Source organism: Photobacterium sp. S4TG1 (assembly GCF_036040035.1).
Classification (GTDB): Bacteria; Pseudomonadota; Gammaproteobacteria; order Enterobacterales; family Vibrionaceae; genus Photobacterium.
On sequence record NZ_JAYXUH010000007.1, the window covers coordinates 76,249 to 102,184 of the forward strand.

A 25,936-nucleotide genomic window follows, 5' to 3' on the forward strand; every position below is an offset into this window, starting at 1 on the left:
GCGCAAAAATTTTTGCGGTTAAATAAAGTGTTGTTGTAGTAATTGCGCGGTAAATTGTTTTTTTAGATAGAAACCACGTGGTAAGGTTTTAATGGGCTGACCATTAGCACCATAAGCTTCTGTGAGCACTTTACTGTTCGCGGCTTTAGGACGTAATTGCAGGACCTCACCATGACGAGCAGTGATGGTCTCTACTTGCCCTAATACGATCATGTCCATTAATTCTTCCCAATCTTGCTGTAATTGTGCTTCTTCTTCAGCACTTGGACTCCACAGTAATGCTGAACCGACATGACGATCTTCAAGCGGAATATCTCGCTCTCCTTCAACGGGCACCCATAACACTCGCGCAAGTTTCTGTCTGATATGGCTATTGTGCCATTGTAACCCTTGCACACCAATTAAAGGGGCAACACAAACAAACGTCGTTTCTAGAGGTTTCCCCTGATAGCTGATCGGTATGGTTTTAAGTTCAATACCAAGCTCCATAAAATCGGGAACCGGTTTGCTGCCAGCGGTTGCACCGAGGTGCCACTCTAATAATTGACCAACCCAACCTTTATCGCGCTTAAGATTCGGCGGAGGAATAATACCCGCGATTGCTGCTAATTCGCCGAGAGTCATACCTGCCAATTGTTGGGCTCGATTGAGTAATTCAGCTTCTGTTTTTGGCGTTGAACGCATGATTTTTATATTCATAAAGTGTCGTGATAGTCAGTTATATTCAATTTTTTACCGCAATTAATACTATCATATTCGTATGGGGTGGTGGGGGAGGATCGGTGTTGATCATTAGATCTCAATTGGGGTTAAGGTTGATCATGACCGCTAAATAGATGTTATAGCAGGGTCTGATGGTTTTATTATCAGCGACAGGTCGATGTTATTTAACACGAAGATTAAAATAAAAAGATATCCACAGCTTTTTTTTTGAAAATATTTCATTGTAGTATAACTGAGTATCTATACAGTGATAAGTTGCAAAAATAACCATTATGATGCGGTGTTGTTCACAGTGATAGGGGGGGAATTGTGAGTAACGTCATTATTGGTTGATATTTAACCGATCGTTTTTTGGTGATGTGAAAGTTGTCTTTATTTTATTTTATTATAGAGTAGTTTTTTATTTATCTTTATGTTTTTAAAGCTAAAAAAAATCATTATTCTGTTTGTTATTATATGTTGTTAAGGTGCTATTTATTACTTAAAACGGCTTTTTTTAGGTTTCTGCACAAATCTATCCACAGAAAGAGTGAATAAATGTGGGATATGTCTCATTTGACTGTCTGTAAAGTAATCAGTGTGCAAAGTTATCCAGAATATGGTTTTTATTGTGTAAAACTCGGCGATATTGATGAATGTTTGTTTACCGATCACGTCTACTATGAAAAAATCACTATTAATAGATATTTATACTTGAGGTCGTCCAGTGATTGATGGCGATGGATACCGCCCTAATGTAGGGATCGTTATCTGCAATGGCCATGGCCAGGTATTTTGGGCTCGACGATATGGACAACATTCTTGGCAATTTCCGCAAGGTGGCATTGATGAAGGTGAAACCCCTGAACAGGCTATGTATCGTGAATTGTATGAAGAAGTAGGGTTAACCAAAAAAGATGTCAGGATTATTGCGTCAAGCCGACACTGGTTACGTTATAAATTACCGAAGCGTCTTGTACGGTGGGATTCAAAACCTGTTTGTATCGGTCAAAAGCAAAAGTGGTTTTTGCTGAGTTTGGAATGCGATGAGTCCAAGGTCAATATGCAGCGTGGTGTAACACCTGAGTTTGATGGTTGGCGTTGGGTAAGTTATTGGTACCCAGTAAGGCAAGTTGTCTCTTTTAAGCGTGATGTATATCGTCGAGCATTAAAGGAGTTTGCAGCTGTTGCTATGCCATTTAAAGAATGGAAAGAACGTAAATTTAAGCGCATTAAAAACAAACGCAATTAGTAAGTAGAGGTTATTGGCTCACAGGGAACAATTAAAGGCTCGTTATGCTGACACAGCTAAGAGAAATTGTTGACAAGGTTGTCAGCGCTCACACATTGATTGATGCATTAGATCAATTAGTCTCAAATACTACTTTGGTAATGAAAACCGATTGTTGTTCGGTGTACATTGCTGATCATCAGCGTCAGGTTTATACCCTGATGGCGACACAGGGACTGAATAAATCTCGACGGCGTATTAGCTTGCGCTTTGATCAAGGGTTAGTAGGATTAGTGGGCCAACGAGCTGAACCATTAAATGTCGCTGATGCTCGAGTACATCCCCGCTTTAAGCATTTACCAGGGATCGGAGAGGAATCTTTTCGATCCTTTTTTGGTACTCCCATTATTCATCAACGCCAAGTTCTCGGTGTTATTGTTGTTCAGCAGCGCGAGCAACGTGAATTTACTGAAAGTGAAGAATCTTTTTTAGTCACGCTCGCTGCTCAGTTGGCGGGAATTTTAGCGCACGCTAAAGCACAAGGTATGTGGTTTGAAAAAGGGCATCGACTTCATCTAACCGGATCGGCTGCATCAAGTGGTGTCGCGATTGCCAAAGCATGGTGGGATGACACACAACCATTGTTAGAGCATGTGGCACCAGCATCGTGTTTAGATTGTCATGCAGAACAAGAACGCTTAACTATTGCGATAGATTCTGCCGGTAAAGAATTTAGGCGGTTACGAAAGCGGTTTGATAGCGATTTACAGAAAGAAACCCTCGCCATTTTTGACTTGTTTAGTCACCTTCTCAATGATCCTTTGTTACGTAAGGATCTCAAGCGTCATATCGAAGGGGGAGATCAAGCTGAATGGGCGGTGAGACAAGTCGTTGAGACTTATTCTAACCGCTTTGCCAACATGAAAGATCTTTACCTTAAAGAGCGAGCGCGTGATATTCGAGAGTTAGGGCAGCGGCTATTATATTTTTTATGTGATGACAAGCCTAATGAGCAGCAGTGGAATGAACCCATTGTATTATTAACCCGTGAATTAACAGCAGCAATGTTAGCTACCGTACCTGCTGGAAAATTGGCAGCAGTGGTTGCTCAAGAAGGCGCGGCTAACTCTCACGCCGCTATTTTATCGCGAGCCTTGGGTATTCCGACCATTATGGGGGTCGATTTTACGCCTCAAACAGTACATAGCAATCTGGTGGTCGTTGATGGCTATCGTGGCGATTTACTGGTTAATCCTAATCGGCATGTGTTGGCTGAGTATCGCCGTTTATTACGCGAAGATGATGAACTTGAAAAGATCGTTGAATGCGATCAACAACAACATGCAGTAACCAAAGATCAGCAGCGGATCATGGTACATATTAATGCCGGATTAAGTGCAGACTCGCATTTAGCATTAAACAAAGGTATTGATGGCGTCGGTTTATACCGCACTGAAGTCCCATTTTTATTGCAGCGTAGCTTTCCCTCTGAAGAAGAACAAATTAACCAGTATCGCGCTATTTTGCACACTTATCCCGACCAACCTGTGGTTATGCGAACATTAGATATTGGTGGTGATAAACCATTACCTTATTTATCCATTGAAGAAGATAACCCGTTTCTTGGCTGGCGTGGCATTCGGTTTACGCTTGATCACCCTGAAATATTTATGATTCAAGTACGTGCCATGCTGCGAGCAAGTATTGGGCTGACTAATTTAGATATTTTATTGCCGATGATTTCGGGGATAAATGAACTCGATGATGCTAAAGCCATAATTGAACGAGCATATACCGATGTCGCTCAAACGGCATTAGCGGCAGGACAACAGCTGCATAAGCCTCGAATAGGTATCATGATTGAAGTGCCGTCGATGTTATATCAATTGCATGCTTTAGTTGGACGGGTCGATTTTATCTCAGTGGGGAGTAATGATTTAACCCAATATTTATTGGCCGTTGATCGTAATAATGCGCGGGTAGCGAGTGTCTATGATGCGCTTCACCCCGCAGTTTTACATGCCTTAAAACATATTGTCGATAGCGCTAAACGGTATCAATTACCTGTGTGTGTCTGTGGTGAGTTGGCGGGCGATCCTGTTGGAGCGGTGTTGTTAGTTGGTATGGGATATCGTTCGTTGAGTATGAATGCGCGTAATGTTGCGAAAATTAAATATATTTTACGGCATATTAATGGTTCAGATATGACATCATTAGCAACTCAGGCGCTACAAGTTGATGTTGCTGATGATGTTCGTCAATTAACGACAGCATTTATTGAACAATATCACCTAGGTGGTTTTATTCGTGCGGGTAATAAATAACGGTGGTGTAGTGTGAAAAAATGTGTGGGTGATTATGATGCATGAAAGCGTGATGTGGCTGTTTTTGATGTGTTTAATCTTAGGCTCCGTGGTGGGGGTGTTAGCTGGATTATTGGGCATTGGCGGTGGCTTGCTAGTGGTACCGGCATTGGTATGGCTATTGCCTAAAATAGGTATTGAACCTGCAATGTTAATGCATATTGCGTTAGCAACCTCATTAGCGAGCATTGTGATGACATCAATGGCTTCTGCCCGCAATCACTTTAGATTGGGAAATGTTGATTTTTCAGTGGTTAAAGTGTTGGCGCCTGGCATTATTATTGGTGGTCTTGGCGGCAGTGTGGTGGCGGAATTAGTGCCTGCGCAGTATTTGCCAAAAGTGTTTGCAGTGATCGTATTGCTGCTTGCTCTACAAATGATGTTATCGTTGCGAGTTACCCATTCTCGACCACTTCCGAGTCCGCTGGCATCAGCGATTGGCGGTGGTGTGATTGGCTTATTATCCAGTTTAGCAGGTATTGGTGGCGGGTCATTAACTGTGCCATATTTAAGCTATTTTGGCATTGAAATGCGACGGGCTATTGGTTCGGCTTCTCTGGTTGGGTTCCTGATTGCCATTTCAGGCATGATTGGTTTTATTTTTGCTGGTGTCGGTAGTGCTAATTTACCGGCATATAGCCTGGGCTATGTATATTTACCTGCATTAGTAGGGATTGCCGCCACTTCAATGATTACCACTCGCTATGGTGCGGCATTGGTGACGCGTTTACCAACAGCAACGCTTAAAAAGCTGTTTGCGATATTGCTGCTTATTATCAGTATTAAAATGTTCTTGAGTTGATATCGGCTAGATTTAATTTTGTTATCTTCTGATAGAATTAAGAGTAACGACTTTTAGACGCCTAGCTTTTGCTAGGCGTCATTAATTTAACGGGTAGGACAAATGAAACAGTACTTGGCGTTGTGTCAGCGGATCGTTGATGACGGTGTGTGGATTGGAAATGAACGAACTGGCAAACGTTGCCTGACAGTGATTAATGCTGATTTAACCTATGATGTTGCTAATAATCAGTTTCCACTAATTACTACCCGTAAAAGTTTTTGGAAAGCCGCCATTGCTGAATTGCTAGGTTACTTACGCGGTTATGATAACGCGGCACAATTTCGTGCTATTGGTTGTAATACGTGGAATGCCAATGCCAATGATAACCAAGCATGGCTCGATAACCCGCACCGTAAAGGTGAAGATGATATGGGACGAGTCTATGGCGTTCAAGGTCGTCGTTGGCAAAAGGCCGATGGTACAGTTATCGATCAACTCAAGAAAATTGTTGATGATCTAACCAAGGGCATTGATGATCGTGGTGAAATTCTGACGTTTTATAATCCAGGTGAGTTTGATATGGGGTGTTTGCGCCCATGTATGCATACTCACACGTTTTCATTGTTAGGGGATACGTTGTATCTCACCAGTGCTCAACGTTCTTGTGATGTGCCGTTAGGGCTTAATTTTAATCAAGTTCAAGTGTTTACGTTACTGGCGTTAATGGCTCAAATCACCGGTAAAAAACCGGGTCAGGCTTACCATAAAATCATTAATGCTCATATTTATGAAGATCAATTACCATTAATGCGCGATGAGCAACTAACCCGTACACCATTTGCATCACCACAATTAATTATTAACTCTAAGATCACTTCGTTAGAAGATTTAGAAACATGGGTAACCTTAGATGATTTTGAAGTGGTGGGTTATGAGCATCATGCGCCAATTCAATATCCATTTTCAGTATAACAATACGATTATCTAGCTCGATGAGCATAATTTATTGATGGTAAATTAGAGATAACAAAAAGCCCCGCACAATTGCTTATGCGGGGCTTTTTATTTAACTGTTGTAATGTTTAGCGTCGCGATTACGCTGTAAACGCTAGGATTGAACCTGGAATAGCAATGAACACTAGGCCAAGGTAACCCGCAACAGCGGCTTTGTTCTTCGTTGCTAAATCGCTAAGGAAGAACGCGCACTTAAGTGGAATTTCACGTAAGAACGGTACGCCGTAAATCAATACTGTCGCTAACACGTTAAAGCATAAGTGTACCAGCGCAATCTGTAGTGCAAACACTGCGTGTTCACCAGATACAGCCGTTGCTGCTAGTAGCGCTGTGATACAGGTACCGATGTTTGCACCAAGAGTAAATGGGTAAACTTCACGTACTGTTAATACACCTGTACCAACAAGAGGTACCATTAAACTTGTTGTTGTTGATGATGACTGTACAAGTACGGTTACCGCAGTACCAGAAGCAATACCATGTAATGGACCACGACCGATTGCGCTCTTTAGAATATCACGTGCACGACCTACCATTAGGCCTCGCATTAGGCGACCCATTAACGTGATAGAGACAAAAATTAACGCAATACCTAGAACGATCAGACCAAAACCACCGTTATGACCAAATACTTCTAGTGGACCTTTTACTAAATCAACAGCTGGTTGTGTTAACGGCTTCATGAAATCCATGCCGTTCATGCTCATGTCACCCGCTTTTAAGAACGGTGAAACTAACCAACCAGATAACTTATCAAGAATACCAAACATCATTTCCAATGGTAGGAAAATGGCTACTGCTAATAAGTTAAAGAAATCATGTACCGTGGCACTTGCAAATGCGCGGCGGAATTCTTCTTTACAACGAGCGTGACCTAAACTAACTAATGTATTGGTTAATGTGGTGCCAATGTTAGCACCCATTACCATTGGAATAGCCGTTTCGACAGGTAAACCACCCGCCACAAGACCAACGATAATTGAGGTTACTGTACTTGATGATTGAATAAGTGCGGTAGCAATCAGACCAATCATTAAGCCTGCAACAGGGTGAGAGGCAAACTCAAATAAGGTTTTTGCTTGCTCGCCTACAGACCATTTAAAGCCGCCGCTGACCATAGATACAGCAACGAGTAACAAATATAGCATGAACGCTAGGTTGGCCCAGCGGACCCAACGCATAGAGCTGAACTTAGATGCAGCAGTAGTGGCTTGGGTAGTCATAATCATTTCTCCATGACAGGAATATGTCGTTTTGGTGTCATTTTGTTGAAATCTGCGTGAATAGTAGTTTGGTTATATTTCAGAAATATTACACTGAGTGTCATAAATGGATATTTGTTTGGGGTTTGTCAGCAAAGTGAGAGAGCAACCGATTAAATTATACAATGTCAGGTTGCATTAATACGCCCTAGTAGATTGTTTCTAATTGGTTTTTAATGGTTTTCGATATTTTTAGTTTTTAGAGTTAAAAATTATAAAAATATGCTTATTAAAAGTAAAATTTTGCGATTTATTTTGTTTTTAGTATAAATCTAATGAATGACGACAACTTAACAGTGCGGATATAGTAGCGCTATAACTACAACCTTTCGGTTTTACCGAGTATTTATATCTATACAAACGATTTTTCAGTTGGTAAGACTGACGTTTACACTAAATTTAATTGAGATGACCAAGTATTTAGCTAACCTATAAGTTAGGGTTGCTTGGATCGCGTGAAAAATATAGTTAAAGGAGTAACGGTTAATGACCGATGCTATTCGTAAGTTTCTTAAATTAGAATCAGCTGGCGGTATTATTCTTATTATCGCGGCGTTAATTGCAATGGTTATTGCTAACTCTCCGTTGGCATCGTTATACACTGATACGCTACACAGCTATATTGCCGGATTATCAGTAGCACATTGGATCAATGATGGCTTAATGGCGATTTTCTTTTTCTTAATTGGATTAGAAGTTAAACGTGAGCTTATTGAAGGTGCACTTAATACTAAAGAAAAAGCTATTTTCCCGGCGATTGCTGCAGTAGGTGGCATGATTGCGCCAGCGTTAATTTATACGGCATTTAATTATGGCGATCCAATGGCAGTTAAAGGTTGGGCTATTCCTGCTGCAACCGATATTGCTTTTGCACTTGGCGTGATGGCATTACTGGGTAACCGTGTGCCTGTAAGCCTAAAAGTGTTCTTATTAGCGTTAGCAATCATTGATGACTTAGGCGTAATTGTTATTATTGCTTTATTCTATAGCTCTGATTTATCGACCATTGCATTAACCGTGGCCTTTGCTGCAACGGCAACACTTGTGCTTATGAACCTCAAAAATATCACCAGCATTCCACTATACTTAATTGTTGGTGCTATTTTATGGTTCAGCGTGCTGCAATCGGGTGTTCATGCCACATTAGCGGGTGTTGTGTTAGGTTTTGCGGTGCCATTAGCGGGTAAAGATGGACGAGCAGATACCCATTCTCCACTTAAAACTATCGAGCATGCACTACATCCTTATGTTGCTTTTTTAATCTTGCCATTATTTGCGTTTGCAAACGCGGGTATTTCATTAACAGGAGTATCAATGGCAAGTCTATCGTCAATGTTACCTGTGGGTATTGCGGCTGGATTATTTATTGGTAAGCCTGTTGGCATTTTTACTGCTTGTCTTATTGCGGTGAAAACGGGATTAGCTAAATTGCCGGACGGCATCAACTTTAAGCATATTTTTGCAGTGTCAGTGCTGTGCGGTATCGGTTTTACGATGTCGATCTTTATTTCATCATTGGCGTTTGTTGGTGCAGACGAGAGTTTTGCAACTTATTCACGACTTGGAATCTTATTAGGTTCAACGGTTGCCGCTATCGTTGGTTACGTTATGTTGAGTAAAACACTACCTAAATCAGAGGTGTAATATGAAAACGTTGCTAGTAATTTTCACGTGTTTATTTTCACTGCCAAGTGTTGCTGCAAATTATCAGCAGTGTGTTAATGACGATCGTTCTGAGTTATGTCAAGCGTACTTAAAAGGTATGAGCGATGCCAAAGCAACTGTCGTAAAAACGACGACGGTTGATAATGAAAGTACATTTCGCCAACGAGCATTAGAACAACGTGGTGGTGAACGCGTACGTAACTTAGAACGACAGCAACGTTAATTACGGTTAAATACGATCTTGGTTTGATTTTATTGTAAATTCTGCCGTCAAAGATTGAACAGCCCAGAGGCACAGCGTAAGCTTTGTCGCTGGGTTTTTTTATTTAAAATAGCGGCAATGTCTCACTTAAACTATAACCATCTTTATTATTTTTGGATGGTCTGCAAACAAGGCTCAGTAACCAAAGCGGCTGATGCATTATTTCTAACCCCACAAACGGTGACGGGTCAAATTCGATCATTAGAAGATCGCCTCAAAGGCAAGTTAACCAAACGTGTTGGGCGCAATATTGAACCCACTGAACTTGGCCAATTAGTGTTTAAATATGCGGATAAGATGTTTGATTTGAGTTATCAAATGCTTGATCGAATTAATTATACTCAACGTGATAACCAATTATTTGAAGTTGGGGTGGCTGATGCTTTGTCAAAACGGTTAGTGAGTCAAGTGCTACTAGAAGGTATTCCTAACGATCAGCGAATTCAATTAAGCTGTTTTGAATCGACCCACGAAATGCTGTTAGAGCAGTTATCCCAACATAAATTAGATATGATTTTGTCCGATTGTCCAGTCAGTTCGACTCAAAACCCAGGTTTATACAGTAAAAAACTGGGTGAATCAGCGATGAGTTTTTTCTGTACTGACGATTTATCTGATGCAGATTTTCCAGCCTGTATTGAAGATTACAAGTTATTGGTACCAAGTCGGCGCTCTGCAATGGGACGCAAATTACATCAATGGTTTGATCAGCAGGGTATAACGCCAAATATTCTAGGCGAGTTTGATGATGCCGCGTTAATGAAGGCGTTTGCTTTTTACCATAAATCGATGTTTATCGCGCCGTCCATTTATGCTGATGAATTAACCAGTAATAGCCGATTGTATGAAGTAAAGCGAGTGACAGATATTTGTGATGAATATTTTGTTATTTTTGCAGAGCGAATGATCATGCATCCGGCGGTAAAACGCATTTGTGCGGCTGATTTTAGTACATTATTTTAATGTATTTATGCTCTATTAACGCCTTATATACTTCAAATATAAATAATAAGGCGTTAATTGTTACGACTATAACGGTGCTTTTGTTGTGGCAGAGTCGGTAGTGATTTTCTCTTTCTCTTCTTTGTCTTTGGCTGAGATTGAAATACCTGCGGTTAAGTTGTAACGCATTGCGTCTTCAAATGACCAATCAACAAGCGTTAAATCTTCGCGTTTTACCAGTGTTGTAATCCCCGCGATTTGATAGCTGAGTGGAAATAACACCGGTACCCAATTTCCATCTGGTAATGCGTTTGTAAGCGGCTCTGGCGTGTCATTAGACATAATGAACCCTACCACATAGGTATCATTGGCTTGATGTACTAACACTGTTTGTTGGCTTTTATTTTTATTGTCACTGCTCATCAGTGAGGCAATATCATTAATACTGCTATAAACCGTTTTAAAAAATGGGAAACGCATCAATTGGCGAATAACAAAATCATATAGCCATGCAATAGGGCTAACAGAAAAAAGTAATCCCGCAACGAACAATAAAATTAGAATGAGTAAAAAACCAGCACCTTTGAAGAGTTCGGTGATGTGAACAAGGCCAAATAAAAAACTGCCTACTTCATCTAATGACTCAAAAAGTGACCAAAATAACCAAATACTTAATACTAGCGGCAGAACGTTGAACAAGCCGCGTAATAGCGTTTTTTTCATTTTATGCTCGAAGATGTGAAATAAATTCAGCCATAAAAGTAACAATATTTTGTTTCTAAATGCTAGTTTTATAGGCAATGGCTAATAAATAGATATAAAAAAACCGACCCTAAGGTCGGTTTTTTTTAATCTAGACTCATTAATTAAAATTAAAGAGCTTTGATTTTCGCTGTTAGACGAGCTTTGTGACGTGCAGCTTTGTTCTTATGGATCAGGCCTTTAGTAGCCATGCGGTCCATAACAGGTTGCATTTCAGCGAAAGCTTGTGTTGCAGCTTCTTTATTACCAGCTTCAATAGCGATAATTACTTTCTTGAAGAAAGTGCGCATCATAGAACGACGGCTAGCGTTATGCTGACGACGTTTTTCTGAAGTTAGTGCACGTTTCTTAGCAGATTTGATATTTGCCAAGGGTGTAACTCCCAAATCTTGGTATGGTGACAATTTAAGGCCGAGGACTATGCCCTTAATCTTAATCATTGTCAAATGATTCGTGCAAATAACCGCCATACCAATCTAGTTGGCACTTGCGGATTAACACGGTTAATATGGCGACAGATTTTACCAGTATTTCGATTCAGAAGTCACCTTTCTGAACATCTTTTATGAGGTTTTTTTGTGAGTAAGCGTCTTTTACGCTCTGGAATGATAGTTAGCGCCATGACTTTAGTGTCTCGCGTGCTCGGTTTGGTCCGAGATGTGGTGGTGGCTAACCTCATGGGAGCAGGGGCTGCGGCCGATGTTTTTTTCTTTGCCAACAAAATTCCTAACTTTTTACGCCGTCTTTTTGCTGAAGGGGCTTTTTCGCAAGCCTTTGTACCAGTATTAACTGAGTACCATGCTGCAGGCGATGTTGATCGAACCCGATTATTAATTGCACGAGCTGCGGGAACACTGGGTGGCATTGTTACCATCGTGACCTTGGTCGGGGTATTAGGATCCGGTGCTGTTACGGCATTGTTTGGTTTTGGTTGGTTTTGGGATTGGATACAGGGTACGTCTCCCGGAGCTGAAAAATTTGAGTTAGCCAGTTTATTGCTGAAAATTACTTTTCCCTACTTGTGGTTTGTGACTTTTGTCGCATTATCTGGTGCTATTTTAAACACATTAGGTAAATTTGCGATTTCATCGTTTACGCCGGTGTTTCTTAATATCGCCATTATTGGCTGTGCGGTGTTTATTGCGCCTCATCTAGCCAAACCTGAAATTGGTTTAGCTCTTGGTGTTTTTATCGGTGGTTTGGTGCAATTTTGTTTTCAATTGCCATTTTTATATCGCGAGGGGTATTTAGTTCGACCACAGTGGGGCTGGAATGACCCTGGAGTCACTAAAATACGTAAATTGATGCTACCGGCTTTGTTTGGCGTATCAGTGACTCAAATTAACTTATTGCTTGATACGTTAATTGCCAGCTTTCTAATGACGGGTTCAATCAGCTGGTTATATTACTCTGATCGATTATTAGAATTTCCGCTGGGTTTATTTGGTATTGCGATTGCCACCGTGATCTTACCTGCCTTATCTCGCAAACATGTTGATAAGTCACCTCAACAATTCGCAGATACGATGGATTGGGGAGTGCGAATGGTGTTGATCTTGGGTATTCCTGCCATGCTCGGTATGATTACCTTGGCCAAACCAATGTTGATGGTAATGTTCATGCGGGGTGAGTTTGATCTTTATGATGTTAACCAAACAGCAATGTCACTGTGGGTGGTATCCGCAGGTTTGCTTAACTACATGTTGATTAAAATTTTCGCGCCAGGTTATTACGCACGTCAAGATACCAAAACGCCTGTGAAAATTGGTATTATTGCCATGGTCAGCAATATGGTCTTTAACGGTATATTTGCGCCATTCTATGGTTATGTCGGTCTTTCTATTGCGAGTGTATTATCGGCTTTGCTGAATGCAGGGTTGCTATACCGAGGTTTACATAAAGAAAACATTTACCGAGTGAGCCGCCAAACATTATTATTTGTGCTGCGACTAGTGGTTGCTGGTGCCGTCATGGTCGGTGGATTAGTCTGGTTTAGTCCTTCGAGCGAACAATGGTTAGCTTTCCATTTGTTTGATCGTGTGGTGTGGCTATTTGGCTTAATTTTGGGCGGTAGTGGTGTTTATCTGTTGTGCGCAATTATTTTGGGTGTTCGCCCGCGCCATCTGCGTGCAGAGAGCTGATTGAAACCGCTGAGTAGTATATAATTCACCAGCTTTGCGCTTAAACGTGATTTTTAATCGTAATGGTGGTGAGTTAGTTACCGTAGTTATTAATTTTTTGGCTGTTATTGGTCATCATATAAACAAATGATCTGATTGTAGGATGAGCAAATAGCCTTATGAGTACTGGCATAATTAAATTACCTATGGAATTAATTCGAGGTATACCCAATATTCAGCCACGCCATCATGGCTGCGTGCTAACTATTGGCAATTTTGACGGTGTCCATCTTGGCCATCAAACGTTGCTTAAACAAGTCATTGCTAAAGCGCACTCAATGGGGTTAGCTGCTACGGTAATGACGTTTGAACCGCAACCACAAGAGCTTTTTGCGGGAAATAAAGCCCCTGCAAGGTTGACCCGTTTTCGTGAGAAATATGTAGAATTGAAAAAAGTCGGCATTGATCGATTATTGTGTGTTAATTTTAATCATCATTTTGCATCAATGACTGCTGAATATTTCGTCGAATGCTTGTTGGTAAAGCAATTGGGTGTTAAATTTCTGGTTATTGGTGATGACTTTCGTTTTGGTCAAGAGCGACGTGGTGATTTTGCGATGCTGGTGGCGGCTGGAAAGAAATACGGATTTGAAGTAATTAGTACAACAAGTTTTTGTGTTTCAGAGCAGCGAGTAAGCAGTACCGCAATTCGTCAAGCTTTAGCGAATAATGAGTTAGATCAAGTAGAACAAATGCTTGGTCGACCGTACAGTATTCGTGGCCGTGTCTCACACGGAAGAAAATTAGGCCGTACTATCGGTTTTCCAACAGCTAATATTCCACTTAAACGTCGCGTAACGCCTGTCGCAGGGGTTTATGCGGTCGAAGTATTGGGTATTACCGCCGCGCCTATTGCAGGTGTGGCTAATGTTGGCCACCGACCAACGGTAAAAGGTGTACGACAACAACTTGAAGTACACCTGTTTGACTTCCAAGCGGATCTTTATGGTCGTCAGCTTGAAGTCGTGTTACGCCATAAGTTGCGTGACGAAAAAAAATTTGAATCATTCGATGCGCTGAAATTACAAATCGAACGAGATGCTCAAGCAGCACGGGTGTGGCTGTCTGAGCGTAATAATGTCCAACTTCGCCCAAGTAACGGAATCTAGAATCCATGAGTGACTATAAAGATACCCTGAACCTGCCTGAAACAGGGTTTCCGATGCGAGGCAACCTAGCTCAACGTGAGCCTGCAATGCTTAAGCGTTGGTATGATGAAGATCTTTACGGTGAAATTCGTAAAGCTAAGAAAGGTAAAAAATCTTTCGTATTACACGATGGCCCTCCTTACGCTAACGGTGATATTCACATCGGTCACGCGTTAAACAAGATTCTTAAAGATATTATTATTAAATCAAAGACGCTTTCTGGCTTTGATTCACCGTACATCCCTGGTTGGGACTGTCATGGTCTACCAATTGAATTAATGGTAGAAAAGAAATTTGGTAAGCCGGGTCAAAAATTAACGGCAGCTGAATTCCGCGAAAAATGTCGTGCTTACGCGGCTGGCCAAGTTGAAGGTCAAAAAGAAAGTTTCATGCGTCTAGGTGTTCTAGGTGAGTGGGATAAGCCATACCGTACAATGGATTTCGGCACTGAAGCGAACATCATTCGTGCACTAGGTAAAATCGCAGATAAAGATCACCTACTTAAAGGTTTTAAACCTGTTCATTGGTGTACTGATTGTGGTTCTGCATTGGCTGAAGCTGAAGTTGAATACCAAGATAAAGTATCGCTATCTATTGACGTTAAATTTAAAGCGGTAGACGAAGCTGCGGTATTAGCGAAGTTTGGCTGTGTTGCTGACCAAGGTGAAGGCGACGTGTCGATTGTTATCTGGACAACGACACCATGGACAATGCCGGCTAACCGCGGTGTTGCTGTGAGTGCTGATCTTGAATACGCATTGGTACAAACACCTGTTACAGATGTACACACTCAACCACAACGTTTAATCGTAGCGGCAGAGCTTGTAAAAGAAGTAATGGCACGTGTTGGCTTTGAAGAGTCAGAAATCCTAGGTTTCTGTAAAGGTGAAGAATTAGAGCTAATGCGCTTTAATCACCCATTCTACAGCTTTGATGTACCCGTAGTGCTAGCTGATCACGTAACGACTGAATCTGGTACTGGTTGTGTACATACTGCACCTGGCCATGGTCAAGAAGACTTCGTGGTAGGTCAAAAGTACAACCTTGAAATTGCTAACCCTGTGGGCAGCAACGGCGTTTACTTACCTGATACTGAGATCTTTGCTGGTCAACACGTATTTAAAGCAAACGAAGCCGTTGTAGATGTATTACGTGAACACGGCTCATTATTACATTTCTCTAAAATCACTCACAGCTACCCACATTGCTGGCGCCATAAAACGCCAATTATCTTCCGTGCAACGCCACAATGGTTTATCTCTATGGATAAAGCAGGTCTGCGTACTAAAGCACTAGCTGAGATCAAGAACGTACAATGGATGCCTGAGTGGGGTCAAAGCCGCATCGAAGGTATGATCGAAGGTCGCCCTGAGTGGTGTATCTCTCGTCAACGTACTTGGGGTGTGCCAATTGCCTTATTTATTCATAAAGAAACGCAAGAGCTTCACCCGCAAACATCTGAGCTAATTGAAAAAGTAGCACAGCTTGTTGAGCAAAAGGGTATTCAAGCTTGGTGGGATCTAGAACTGACTGACGTAATGAGTGCAGAAGATGCGGTAAATTACGAAAAAGTACTAGATACATTAGACGTATGGTTTGACTCTGGTGTTACCCATTTCTCTGTGGTTGATAGCCGTCCTGAGTTTAATGGTCACTCAGCAGATCTTTACCTAGAAGGTTCAGATCAACACCGTGGTTGGTTCCAGTCATCATTGATTTCATCTGTTGCGATGAAAGACAAAGCCCCGTACAAGCAAGTGTTAACACACGGCTTCGTGGTTGACGGTCAAGGCCGTAAAATGTCGAAATCAGTGGGCAACGTGGTTGCACCAAAAGATGTAACCAACAAGCTTGGCGCAGATATTCTACGTCTATGGGTTGCATCAACAGATTACACGGGTGAAGTTGCGGTTTCTGACGAGATCTTAAAGCGTTCTGCTGATGCTTACCGTCGTATTCGTAACACTGCACGTTTCTTCTTAGCTAACTTAAATGGCTTCAATCCTGAAACTGATTGTGTGCCTGTGGAAGAAATGGTTGCGCTAGATCGTTGGGCTGTAGGCCGTGCAATGGCGGCTCAAGAAGAGATCGTTAAAGCATACGAAGACTACAACCTACACACGGTAACTCAGCGTTTAATGCAGTTCTGTTCAGTGGAAATGGGTTCTTTCTATTTAGATGTAATTAAAGACCGTCAGTACACAGCAAAACGTGGTGGTCATGCACAACGTAGTTGTCAAACGGCGCTTTACTACATCGTAGAAGCACTGGTTCGTTGGATGGCACCTATCATGTCATTCACCGCTGATGAAATCTGGAACGAAATGCCAGGTAAACGTGATCAATTCGTGTTTACTGGCGAGTGGTTCGATGGTTTATTTGGTCTTGCTGAGAACGAAGAATTAAATAACGAATTCTGGACTGAGATTCAACAAATTCGTGGTGCAGTGAATAAGTTACTTGAAACTGCACGTAGCGAAAAAGTTATCGGTGGTTCACTACAAGCGGAAGTAACGCTGACAGCTAATGCTGATCTTGCTGCGAAACTGAATAAGCTAGAAGACGAATTACGTTTTGTATTGCTAACATCAAAAGCACAAGTAGTGGTTGCTGATAGCAAGCCAGAAGGCGCACAAGAAACAGATATCGAAGGATTATTTGTTACTGTGGCTGCATCAGAAGCTGCGAAGTGTGAGCGTTGTTGGCACCATGTTGCTGATGTAGGCACAATTGCTGGACACGAAGAAGTGTGTGGTCGTTGTGTTACTAACATCGATGGCGACGGCGAAGAGCGTAAATTTGCCTAATGACTAATTCAGCACCTCAGCAAGCGTTGACGCTTAAACAATCGGGTATTCGCTGGCTATGGTTAGCGATTCTGGTATTTATTATCGACAATGGCACTAAGCTATTGGTGATGGACACGATGGGCTATGGCTGGCCAAACCGGATTGAGATCACGCCGTTTTTTAATTTACTGTATGTGCACAATACTGGTGCCGCATTTAGTTTTTTAAGTAGTGCGGGTGGTTGGCAACGATGGTTGTTTGCAGCTATTGCGTTTGGTGTTTGTGGCTTATTAACATTGTGGATGCGTCGTACGCCAATAACCAATAAGATGGCCAATATTGCGTATGCACTGATCATTGGTGGCGCGTTGGGTAATTTATTTGATCGCCTCTACCATGGTTTTGTGGTCGACTTTCTTGATTTCTATTACGGTAGTTATCATTGGCCTGCATTTAATATTGCCGATTCAGCCATTTGTTTGGGTGCTGTATTGTTAATTCTTGATGGCTTTAAAGCTGATAAAGCCGTTAAAGCTCATTAAGTTTTAAGCTGTCATTAAAAATAAAACGCTGCCTGTTTCGACTGGTGGCGTTTTTTTTTGTAAATATTCTAATGGCTTATGTTTGAAAATAACAAATTGCAGACGGTGACGTTGCTCGTTTGTTGTGGCATACCCATGGCATCATTAAGGAGTATCAAATGTCTAACGTAAAGTTACACTTAAAATTTGATCAACGCTCAGGCCTTCGTTGGTTATGGTTGGCAATGATTATTTTTATGATTGATTACCTGAGCAAGGTTTTCATTATTGGCACCATGACAGTTAATGGCTCAACTCCCATTACAGTGTTGCCATTTATGAACCTTTATTATGTTCATAATACGGGGGCAGCGTTTAGCTTTCTTAGTGCTGAAGGCGGGTGGCAACGGTGGTTATTTGCCCTGATTGCTATCGTTGCTTGTGGTTTTTTAAGTTATAAAATGCGACAGGCTTCAATTACTCAAACGGCACATAATATTGGTTGTGCGTTCATTATTGGCGGCGCACTGGGTAATCTTTTTGATCGTATACAGTATGGCTTTGTGATTGATTTTCTAGATTTTCATTATAAAAACCATCACTTTGCTATTTTTAATTTAGCAGATGTAGCTATTTTTTTTGGCGTAATATTATATCTATTAAGTAGCCTGAAAAAGCAGAGTTGAAGTTTGAAAGCAGAGTGTTATCCGTGCGTAGCGATAAAACCCTAGTGTCCATACGTTGATACCCGCGGCGCTTTGTTGTTAAATAGTAGTAACTAAGAGTAGGGAATAATATATGTCAGTGATCAAGGATAATAGCGAAGTGTTAATGCACTTCTCAATCAAATTAGCTGATGGAACCGTGGCTGAATCAACATTTGCTAATGCTAAACCGGTGATCTTTCGTATCGGTGATGGCAGCCTAACTGAGAACTTTGAAAAATGTTTGCTAGGGTTAACGGTAGGACAAAAAAAACAGTTTGATTTAGCCCCTGAAGATGCCTTTGGCCCTTCAAATCCTAATAATATTCATCATGTCGCACTGAGTAAGTTTAGCGCAGATACTCCTGCAGAAGTGGGGCGTATAATTGCTTTTACTGGCCCTGATGGACATGATATTCCTGGAATAATTACACAAGTAGTGGGTGATTCAGTCACCGTTGATTTTAATCATCCATTAGCAGGCAAAACAGTTACCTTTGAGGTCGAAGTTGTCTCCATTGAACGTTAAGAGCCATTATTGATGAAAATCTTACTCGCAAATCCCCGTGGTTTTTGTGCTGGTGTTGATCGTGCGATTAGCATTGTTGAGCGTGCATTAGAAATGTATCAGCCACCTATTTACGTGCGTCATGAAGTGGTTCATAACCGTTTCGTTGTTGAAGGGCTAAAGCAGCGCGGTGCTATTTTTGTCGAAAACCTAACGGAAGTACCAGATGACAATATTGTTATCTTTTCAGCACATGGGGTATCACAAGCGGTTAGGAATGAAGCGAAAGCACGTCAATTAACGGTCTTTGATGCTACCTGTCCGTTAGTGACCAAAGTTCACATGGAAGTTGCACGTGCAAGTCGAAAAGCAATGGAAGTGGTCTTAATTGGTCATGCGGGTCATCCTGAAGTGGAAGGCACGATGGGGCAATATGCTAATCATGATGGCGGTATGTATTTGGTTGAGAAACCAGAAGATGTCGATATGCTTGTCGTAAAAGATCCCTCTAACTTACATTTTGTTAGTCAAACAACGTTATCGGTTGATGAAACTGCTGATGTTATTGATCGTTTACGCCAGGTGTTTCCTGACATTCAAGGCCCACGTAAAGATGACATTTGTTATGCGACCCAAAATCGTCAAGATGCAGTACGTGAAATGGCTGAAAAAGTGGATACGATGATTGTTGTTGGTTCTAAAAATTCATCAAATTCAAATCGATTACGTGAGCTCGCAGTGAAATTAGGCACGCCAGCTTTTTTAACCGACAGTGCTGAAGATATTGATCCGCAATGGCTTGAAGGCAAGCACATCGTGGGTGTTACTGCTGGTGCATCTGCGCCTGAAGCGTTAGTGAATCAAATTATTACACGCATTAAGCAACTCACTAATGCTGCTGATGTTGAAGAATTATCCGGTCGTGAAGAAAACATGTTTTTTGAAGTACCACGAGAATTACAAGTGAAAAATATCTAAACAGTGTTTGTTAGTGATCAATGAGCCTCAGTAAATACTGGGGCTTTTTTTATCATAGTCAACAAGCTACAGTGGAACATATTATTATGAATAGTGTAGGAGATGCACGTTAATGGTCAGAATTGCGATAGCCGGCGCAGCCGGACGAATGGGGCGTCAACTAATTAAAGCCACTGCATCATCAAATGCAACGACATTAACGGTTGCAACAGAGCGTACTGGTTCAAGTTTAGTTGGTGCTGATGCGGGAGAATTGGCAGGTATTGGGTTGGCAAATGTGGTAATTATTGACGATTTACGTCAAGCAATTGATGACTTTGATGTGTTAATTGATTTCACTGCACCCACAGTGACGCTCGCCAATCTTGAGTTATGTCTACAACACCATAAAAAAATTGTTATTGGCACAACCGGTTTTACTGAATCACAACGTCAATTAATTGATACTGCGGCAGAGCAGATAGCTGTTGTTATGGCGCCTAATTACAGTGTCGGTGTTAATCTCGTGTTTAAATTACTAGAAAAAGCCGCCAAAGTGATGGGCGACTATTGTGATATTGAGATCATTGAAGCACATCATCGCCATAAAGTTGATGCACCATCAGGCACCGCTATCGGTATGGGGGAAGCAATCGCAGGCGCGATGGGAAATAAGCTCAGTGATGTCGCGGTGTATTCTCGTGAAGGTATCACCGGTGAACGCAGTCGAGACGAGATTGGGTTTGCAACTATTCGAGCGGGCGATATTGTAGGCGAACATACTGCAATGTTTGCTGATATTGGTGAGCGAGTTGAAATTACCCATAAAGCGACAGATAGAATGACATTTGCCAATGGTGCGGTACGTGCAGCTGCATGGCTAAACCAAAAGCATGGGGGTTTTTATACTATGACAGATGTACTCGATCTGGACCGACTATAGAAATTACATATTATAAAACACTTAAAAACCTGCCTTATGGCAGGTTTTTTTTGTCTTTAAATAAACAGAACGATCTTTTTTTTATGTGATTTAATAAGATAATTATGCATAAATTATCAAGTTAAGAGTAAGGTTGTTGTTTGAAAAATCAACTAGACTAAAAGGCTTGGGAAACGCCATCTTTTCTTATGATAACTTACGGTTGGTTGTGATTTTTGTTGTTTAGTGTGTTTTTATGTGGTTATCTTTGGTTATTTTATCGTTTGCGCACAGCTTTAGTTTAAATTAACGTATTTGCAACCTAGGCAATCGATTACATTTTAACTAATGTTATTTGATAGTCCTAAACCTGCAATGAAAGTTGTTATTTACAGTCTTTGAGCCAGAAAATGGTGTCTATGTGTGATTATTTAAATTTAATTACGGTTAAATGTTGACAGATTGATAACTGATCCATAGAATTTGCGCAATTTGTCAAAAATCAGTAGTTAAGGGTTTTTGGCGTTAAATGGAATGGGTAGTTGCAAATTTATCTGTTTTAATTGCATTTTTATTTTTTGGAGGTTGTCTTGAGCAAATCTGCGCTGTTAGTCCTTGAAGATGGGACAGTGTTCCGCGGCGTGTCCATTGGGGCAGATGGTTCGGCTGTTGGTGAAGTTGTTTTTAATACCTCGATGACGGGGTATCAGGAAATTCTCACTGACCCCTCTTACTCGCAACAGATCGTTACTCTTACCTATCCCCATATTGGCAACACCGGCACTAATACTGAAGACGAAGAATCAACGGCAATTCATGCTCAAGGTTTGGTAATTCGAGATCTTCCTCTTATCGCTTCTAACTTCCGCTGTGAACAATCCCTTTCTGAATACCTTAAGTCGCAAAATATTGTCGGTATCGCTGATATTGATACTCGTAAATTAACGCGAATCCTACGTGAAAAAGGCGCTCAAAACGGTTGTATCATTGCAGGTGACCACCTTGATGAAGCTGCAGCACTTGCTCAAGCTCAAGCATTTCCAGGCCTTAAAGGGATGGATTTGGCGAAAGAGGTGACCACAACTGAAACCTATAGTTGGAAGCAAGGTTCATGGACATTAACGGGCGGTTTACCCGCAGCGAAAGATGATAGTGAACTACCGTATCATGTTGTTGCGTATGACTTTGGTGCTAAACGTAATATTCTGCGTATGTTGGTTGATCGTGGCTGCCGTTTAACGGTTGTTCCTGCACAAACAACAGCTGAAGAAGTATTGGCATTAAATCCAAATGGTATTTTCTTATCAAATGGTCCTGGCGATCCTGCGCCATGTACTTATGCGATTGAAGCGACCAAAGTATTTCTAGATAAAAACTTACCTATTTTTGGTATCTGTCTTGGACACCAGATTTTAGCCTTGGCTAGCGGTGCTCAAACTGTGAAGATGAAATTTGGCCACCATGGTGCAAACCACCCAGTAAAAGATCTTGAGCGTGATGTGGTGATGATTACCAGCCAAAACCACGGTTTTGCCGCTGATGAAGCAACATTACCTGATAACTTACGCGCAACACATAAATCCCTGTTTGATGGCTCTCTACAAGGTATCCATCGTACCGACAAGCCTGCATTTAGTTTCCAAGGCCACCCTGAAGCAAGCCCTGGTCCTCATGATGCAGCACCACTATTTGATCACTTTATCGAATTAATTAAGAAACACAGCGCTTAAACCGGGAGTAGTAAAAAATGCCAAAACGTACTGACATTAAAAGTGTATTAATCTTAGGTGCTGGTCCGATTGTTATCGGTCAAGCGTGTGAATTCGACTATTCTGGTGCACAAGCATGTAAAGCGCTGCGTGAAGAGGGTTACCGCGTTATTCTGGTTAACTCTAACCCTGCAACGATCATGACCGACCCTGATATGGCGGATGCTACATATATAGAGCCTATTCACTGGGAAGTAGTACGCAAGATCATTGAAAAAGAACGTCCAGATGCAGTATTACCTACGATGGGTGGTCAAACTGCACTTAACTGTGCCTTAGATCTTGAAAAATATGGTGTCTTAAAAGAATTTAATGTTGAGATGATTGGTGCAACAGCTGATGCAATTGATAAAGCTGAAAACCGTTCTCGTTTTGACAAAGCAATGAAAGCCATTGGTCTTGAGTGTCCTCGCGCAGATACTGCAACTACTATGGAAGAAGCCTATAAAGTGCTCGATATGGTAGGTTTCCCTTGTATTATTCGTCCGTCATTTACGATGGGGGGGACTGGTGGTGGTATTGCATACAATAAAGAAGAATTTGAAGAAATCTGTTCTCGCGGTCTAGATTTATCACCAACAAGTGAATTGTTGATTGATGAATCACTGATTGGCTGGAAAGAATACGAGATGGAAGTGGTTCGTGATAAGAACGATAACTGTATCATCGTATGTGCAATTGAAAACTTTGATCCGATGGGTATTCATACTGGTGACTCAATCACTGTTGCACCAGCACAAACACTAACGGACAAAGAATACCAGCTAATGCGTAATGCATCGCTAGCAGTATTACGTGAAATTGGTGTTGAAACGGGTGGTTCCAACGTACAGTTTGGTATTAATCCTGAAGATGGCCGTATGGTTATTATCGAGATGAATCCACGCGTATCACGTTCATCAGCATTGGCGTCTAAAGCGACGGGTTTCCCGATTGCTAAAATTGCGGCAAAACTGGCGATTGGTTTTACTCTTGATGAACTGATGAATGATATTACAGGTGGAGCAACCCCTGCATCATTTGAACCAACCATCGATTATGTAGTAACGAAAATTCCACGTTTTAACTTTGAAAAGTTTGCCGGTGCGAACGACCGTCTGACAACTCAGATGAAGTCTGTGGGTGAAGTAATGGCGATTGGTCGTAACCAACAAGAGTCATTGCACAAAGCATTACGTGGATTAGAAGTAGGTGCGAACGGTTTTGACGAGATGGTTGATCTTGAAGAACCAGATGCAATGAGCAAAATTCGTTATGAATTAAAGGCTGCGGGTGCTGAGCGTATTTGGTATATCGGCGATGCGTTCCGTGCGGGGATGTCTGTTGATGGTATCTTTAATCTAACCGGTATTGACCGCTGGTTCTTGGTTCAAATCGAAGACATCATTAAAGATGAAGTACGCGTTAAAGCGGCAGGTTTTGCGGGCTTAAATGAGCAAGCACTGCGTAGCCTGAAACGTAAAGGTTTTGCAGATGCACGTTTAGCGAAACTACTTGGTGTTGCTGAAGCTGAAATTCGTAAACTGCGTGACCAATTTAATATTCACCCAGTGTACAAGCGTGTTGATACTTGTGCAGCTGAGTTTTCATCAGACACGGCTTACATGTACTCATCATACGATGAGGAATGTGAAGCAAATCCAACCACTAAAGAAAAGATCATGATTCTGGGTGGTGGCCCTAACCGTATCGGTCAAGGTATTGAATTTGATTACTGTTGTGTTCATGCATCACTAGCATTACGTGAAGATGGTTATGAAACTATCATGGTTAACTGTAACCCTGAGACGGTATCAACTGACTACGATACTTCTGACCGTTTATACTTTGAACCCGTCACTCTGGAAGATGTATTAGCGATTGCACGTGCTGAAAAACCTAAAGGTGTGATTGTTCAATACGGTGGTCAAACACCACTTAAACTTGCTCGTGCATTGGAAGCGGCTGGTGTGCCAATTATCGGTACTAGCCCTGATGCCATTGACCGCGCTGAAGATCGTGAACGTTTCCAGCAAGCTGTTGACCGTTTAGGTTTATTACAACCAGAAAACGCAACAGTTACGACGATGGAACAGGCGATTGAGAAATCAAAAATCATCGGTTTCCCGTTAGTTGTGCGCCCATCGTATGTACTTGGCGGTCGCGCAATGGAAATTGTATACGATGAGCAAGATTTACGTCGTTACTTTAACGAAGCTGTTAGCGTTTCAAACGAATCTCCTGTATTGCTTGACCGTTTCCTTGACGATGCCATTGAAGTTGACGTTGATGCGATTTGTGATGGGGAACAAGTTGTTATTGCTGGCATCATGGAGCACATTGAGCAAGCGGGTGTTCACTCTGGTGACTCAGCCTGTTCATTGCCAGCTTATACGCTGAGCAAAGAAATCCAAGACGTGATGCGTGAACAAGTGAAGAACTTGGCGTTTGAACTTGGGGTTCGCGGGTTAATGAATACTCAGTTCGCTGTTAAAGATAACCAAGTTTACTTAATTGAAGTTAACCCTCGTGCTGCGCGTACAGTCCCATTTGTTTCAAAAGCAACTGGCGTACCTGTTGCCAAAATTGCCGCGCGTGTTATGGCGGGGCAATCACTGCAATCACAAGGCTTTACGAAAGAAATTATTCCACCTTATTACTCTGTAAAAGAAGTGGTATTACCGTTTAATAAATTCCCAGGTGTTGACCCATTGTTAGGCCCAGAAATGCGCTCAACAGGTGAGGTAATGGGTATTGGTAATACGTTTGCAGAAGCGTTTGCTAAAGCTGAACTAGGTTGTGGAAAAGAGTATCCTGAAGGTGGTCGTGCACTACTATCAGTACGTGAAGGGGATAAGAAACGTGTGGTTGATTTAGCGTCTAAGTTAATCAAACTTGGCTATCAACTTGATGCGACTCACGGCACCGCGGTTATCTTAGGTGAAGCGGGTATTAATCCTCGTTTAGTTAACAAAGTACATGAAGGCCGTCCTCATATTCTTGACCGTATTAAGAATAATGAATACACCTACATTGTTAATACAGCGGAAGGTCGTCAAGCAATTGAAGATTCAAAAGTACTACGTCGTAGTGCTCTCGCTGAGAAGGTAAATTACACCACAACCTTGAATGCTGGTTTTGCTGCTTGTCTGGCACATACTGCCGATGATCGTAATACGGTAACCTCTATTCAAGAGCTACATGCAATGATCAAATAACCACATAGCAGAGTTGTTATCGGTTATAAAATAGCACTGATGGTGTCATTGTTAAGAAGTCGATCATGAAAATGATCGGCTTTTTATTTTTTATGGCATTATTTTAAATTACACGATACCGGAAAGAGTTAATTATTAATGTTATCGCTTTTTGTGTTTTAGAAAAGACCAGATTTGGTTGCGGCAATGTACTAATAGCGTACAATGCAGTCGTCGCAGTAGGCGATATATTTTTGGAGATGTAAGTGAACGAT

Annotated in this window: 21 protein-coding genes; 17 read left to right on the forward strand and 4 right to left on the reverse strand. The window is 41.6% G+C overall.

What is annotated here, in order from left to right:
- Positions 1–18: 18 nt before the first annotated feature.
- Positions 19–684, reverse strand: a complete 666-nt coding sequence (gene mutH / locus VXS03_RS10560) for a DNA mismatch repair endonuclease MutH (RefSeq protein WP_327763749.1) — start codon at positions 682–684, stop codon at positions 19–21.
- 745 nt (positions 685–1,429) lie between these two features.
- On the opposite strand from mutH, the gene rppH reads away from it, so the two are divergent.
- From rppH to VXS03_RS10580, 4 genes are all read left to right on the forward strand, one after another.
- On the forward strand, positions 1,430–1,954 hold the full coding sequence (gene rppH, locus VXS03_RS10565; RefSeq protein WP_080175117.1) for an RNA pyrophosphohydrolase: 525 nt from the start codon (positions 1,430–1,432) through the stop codon (positions 1,952–1,954).
- A gap of 44 nt (positions 1,955–1,998) precedes the next feature.
- Positions 1,999–4,257 (forward strand): phosphoenolpyruvate--protein phosphotransferase, encoded by a 2,259-nt coding sequence (gene ptsP / locus VXS03_RS10570; RefSeq protein ID WP_327763674.1) that lies wholly within the window; start codon positions 1,999–2,001, stop codon positions 4,255–4,257.
- A 37-nt stretch (positions 4,258–4,294) separates the two neighbouring features.
- The gene (locus VXS03_RS10575) at positions 4,295–5,098 is read left to right on the forward strand and encodes a sulfite exporter TauE/SafE family protein (RefSeq protein ID WP_327763750.1); all 804 of its coding nucleotides are present in this window, start codon (positions 4,295–4,297) and stop codon (positions 5,096–5,098) included.
- 102 nt (positions 5,099–5,200) lie between these two features.
- The gene (locus VXS03_RS10580; RefSeq protein ID WP_327763675.1) at positions 5,201–6,052 is read left to right on the forward strand and encodes a thymidylate synthase; all 852 of its coding nucleotides are present in this window, start codon (positions 5,201–5,203) and stop codon (positions 6,050–6,052) included.
- Positions 6,053–6,174: 122 nt separating this feature from the next.
- On the opposite strand, the gene VXS03_RS10585 is transcribed toward VXS03_RS10580, so the two are convergent.
- A complete protein-coding gene (locus VXS03_RS10585; RefSeq protein WP_327763676.1) occupies positions 6,175–7,317 on the reverse strand; it encodes a Na/Pi symporter in 1,143 nt (380 codons plus the stop codon).
- 525 nt (positions 7,318–7,842) lie between these two features.
- On the opposite strand from VXS03_RS10585, the gene nhaA reads away from it, so the two are divergent.
- The 3 genes from nhaA (at position 7,843) to nhaR (ending at position 10,246) form a co-directional block, all read left to right on the forward strand.
- Entirely contained in the window at positions 7,843–9,000 is a 1,158-nt protein-coding gene (gene nhaA / locus VXS03_RS10590) for a Na+/H+ antiporter NhaA (protein WP_327763677.1), read from the forward strand.
- A gap of 1 nt (position 9,001) precedes the next feature.
- Complete coding sequence (locus tag VXS03_RS10595; RefSeq protein WP_327763679.1) at positions 9,002–9,244, forward strand: hypothetical protein; 243 nt, start codon at positions 9,002–9,004, stop codon at positions 9,242–9,244.
- Positions 9,245–9,361: 117 nt separating this feature from the next.
- Positions 9,362–10,246 (forward strand): transcriptional activator NhaR, encoded by an 885-nt coding sequence (gene nhaR, locus VXS03_RS10600; protein WP_327763680.1) that lies wholly within the window; start codon positions 9,362–9,364, stop codon positions 10,244–10,246.
- 66 nt (positions 10,247–10,312) lie between these two features.
- Here nhaR and VXS03_RS10605 read toward each other — a convergent pair whose 3' ends face one another.
- Both VXS03_RS10605 and rpsT read right to left on the reverse strand, forming a co-directional pair.
- A complete protein-coding gene (locus tag VXS03_RS10605; protein ID WP_327763681.1) occupies positions 10,313–10,948 on the reverse strand; it encodes a DUF502 domain-containing protein in 636 nt (211 codons plus the stop codon).
- Positions 10,949–11,097: 149 nt separating this feature from the next.
- Positions 11,098–11,358, reverse strand: coding sequence for a 30S ribosomal protein S20 (gene rpsT, locus VXS03_RS10610; protein WP_036796485.1), 261 nt, complete (start codon positions 11,356–11,358; stop codon positions 11,098–11,100).
- A gap of 207 nt (positions 11,359–11,565) precedes the next feature.
- Between rpsT and murJ the strand changes: the two genes are divergently transcribed.
- From murJ to carB, 10 genes are all read left to right on the forward strand, one after another.
- Entirely contained in the window at positions 11,566–13,128 is a 1,563-nt protein-coding gene (murJ, locus tag VXS03_RS10615; RefSeq protein WP_327763682.1) for a murein biosynthesis integral membrane protein MurJ, read from the forward strand.
- A 185-nt stretch (positions 13,129–13,313) separates the two neighbouring features.
- Complete coding sequence (gene ribF / locus VXS03_RS10620; RefSeq protein WP_327763751.1) at positions 13,314–14,276, forward strand: bifunctional riboflavin kinase/FAD synthetase; 963 nt, start codon at positions 13,314–13,316, stop codon at positions 14,274–14,276.
- Between the two features lie 5 nt (positions 14,277–14,281).
- Positions 14,282–17,122, forward strand: a complete 2,841-nt coding sequence (ileS, locus tag VXS03_RS10625) for an isoleucine--tRNA ligase (protein WP_327763683.1) — start codon at positions 14,282–14,284, stop codon at positions 17,120–17,122.
- The gene (lspA, locus tag VXS03_RS10630; protein WP_327763684.1) at positions 17,122–17,646 is read left to right on the forward strand and encodes a signal peptidase II; all 525 of its coding nucleotides are present in this window, start codon (positions 17,122–17,124) and stop codon (positions 17,644–17,646) included. The genes ileS and lspA (VXS03_RS10630) overlap by 1 nt, the downstream gene beginning before the upstream one ends.
- Positions 17,647–17,804: 158 nt before the next feature.
- A complete protein-coding gene (lspA, locus tag VXS03_RS10635; RefSeq protein WP_327763685.1) occupies positions 17,805–18,311 on the forward strand; it encodes a signal peptidase II in 507 nt (168 codons plus the stop codon).
- Between the two features lie 112 nt (positions 18,312–18,423).
- Positions 18,424–18,858, forward strand: a complete 435-nt coding sequence (gene fkpB / locus VXS03_RS10640; RefSeq protein ID WP_327763686.1) for an FKBP-type peptidyl-prolyl cis-trans isomerase — start codon at positions 18,424–18,426, stop codon at positions 18,856–18,858.
- Between the two features lie 12 nt (positions 18,859–18,870).
- A complete protein-coding gene (gene ispH / locus VXS03_RS10645) occupies positions 18,871–19,815 on the forward strand; it encodes a 4-hydroxy-3-methylbut-2-enyl diphosphate reductase (RefSeq protein WP_327763687.1) in 945 nt (314 codons plus the stop codon).
- 112 nt (positions 19,816–19,927) lie between these two features.
- Positions 19,928–20,737, forward strand: a complete 810-nt coding sequence (gene dapB, locus VXS03_RS10650; protein ID WP_327763689.1) for a 4-hydroxy-tetrahydrodipicolinate reductase — start codon at positions 19,928–19,930, stop codon at positions 20,735–20,737.
- A 569-nt stretch (positions 20,738–21,306) separates the two neighbouring features.
- Positions 21,307–22,446 carry a glutamine-hydrolyzing carbamoyl-phosphate synthase small subunit gene (gene carA / locus VXS03_RS10655; protein WP_327763690.1) on the forward strand — a complete coding sequence of 380 codons (1,140 nt, stop codon included), beginning with the start codon at positions 21,307–21,309 and terminating at the stop codon, positions 22,444–22,446.
- Positions 22,447–22,463: 17 nt separating this feature from the next.
- On the forward strand, positions 22,464–25,682 hold the full coding sequence (gene carB / locus VXS03_RS10660; protein ID WP_327763691.1) for a carbamoyl-phosphate synthase large subunit: 3,219 nt from the start codon (positions 22,464–22,466) through the stop codon (positions 25,680–25,682).
- Positions 25,683–25,936: the final 254 nt, after the last annotated feature.

Coding starts and splice junctions, on each gene's coding strand:
- mutH (WP_327763749.1), bottom strand. CDS start 684: ATGCGTTCAACGCCAAAAACAGAAGCTGAATTACTCAATCGAGCCCAA.
- ptsP (WP_327763674.1), top strand. CDS start 1,999: ATGCTGACACAGCTAAGAGAAATTGTTGACAAGGTTGTCAGCGCTCAC.
- VXS03_RS10575 (WP_327763750.1), top strand. CDS start 4,295: ATGCATGAAAGCGTGATGTGGCTGTTTTTGATGTGTTTAATCTTAGGC.
- VXS03_RS10580 (WP_327763675.1), top strand. CDS start 5,201: ATGAAACAGTACTTGGCGTTGTGTCAGCGGATCGTTGATGACGGTGTG.
- VXS03_RS10585 (WP_327763676.1), bottom strand. CDS start 7,317: ATGACTACCCAAGCCACTACTGCTGCATCTAAGTTCAGCTCTATGCGT.
- nhaA (WP_327763677.1), top strand. CDS start 7,843: ATGACCGATGCTATTCGTAAGTTTCTTAAATTAGAATCAGCTGGCGGT.
- VXS03_RS10595 (WP_327763679.1), top strand. CDS start 9,002: ATGAAAACGTTGCTAGTAATTTTCACGTGTTTATTTTCACTGCCAAGT.
- nhaR (WP_327763680.1), top strand. CDS start 9,362: ATGTCTCACTTAAACTATAACCATCTTTATTATTTTTGGATGGTCTGC.
- VXS03_RS10605 (WP_327763681.1), bottom strand. CDS start 10,948: ATGAAAAAAACGCTATTACGCGGCTTGTTCAACGTTCTGCCGCTAGTA.
- ribF (WP_327763751.1), top strand. CDS start 13,314: ATGGAATTAATTCGAGGTATACCCAATATTCAGCCACGCCATCATGGC.
- ileS (WP_327763683.1), top strand. CDS start 14,282: ATGAGTGACTATAAAGATACCCTGAACCTGCCTGAAACAGGGTTTCCG.
- lspA (WP_327763684.1), top strand. CDS start 17,122: ATGACTAATTCAGCACCTCAGCAAGCGTTGACGCTTAAACAATCGGGT.
- lspA (WP_327763685.1), top strand. CDS start 17,805: ATGTCTAACGTAAAGTTACACTTAAAATTTGATCAACGCTCAGGCCTT.
- fkpB (WP_327763686.1), top strand. CDS start 18,424: ATGTCAGTGATCAAGGATAATAGCGAAGTGTTAATGCACTTCTCAATC.
- ispH (WP_327763687.1), top strand. CDS start 18,871: ATGAAAATCTTACTCGCAAATCCCCGTGGTTTTTGTGCTGGTGTTGAT.
- dapB (WP_327763689.1), top strand. CDS start 19,928: ATGGTCAGAATTGCGATAGCCGGCGCAGCCGGACGAATGGGGCGTCAA.
- carB (WP_327763691.1), top strand. CDS start 22,464: ATGCCAAAACGTACTGACATTAAAAGTGTATTAATCTTAGGTGCTGGT.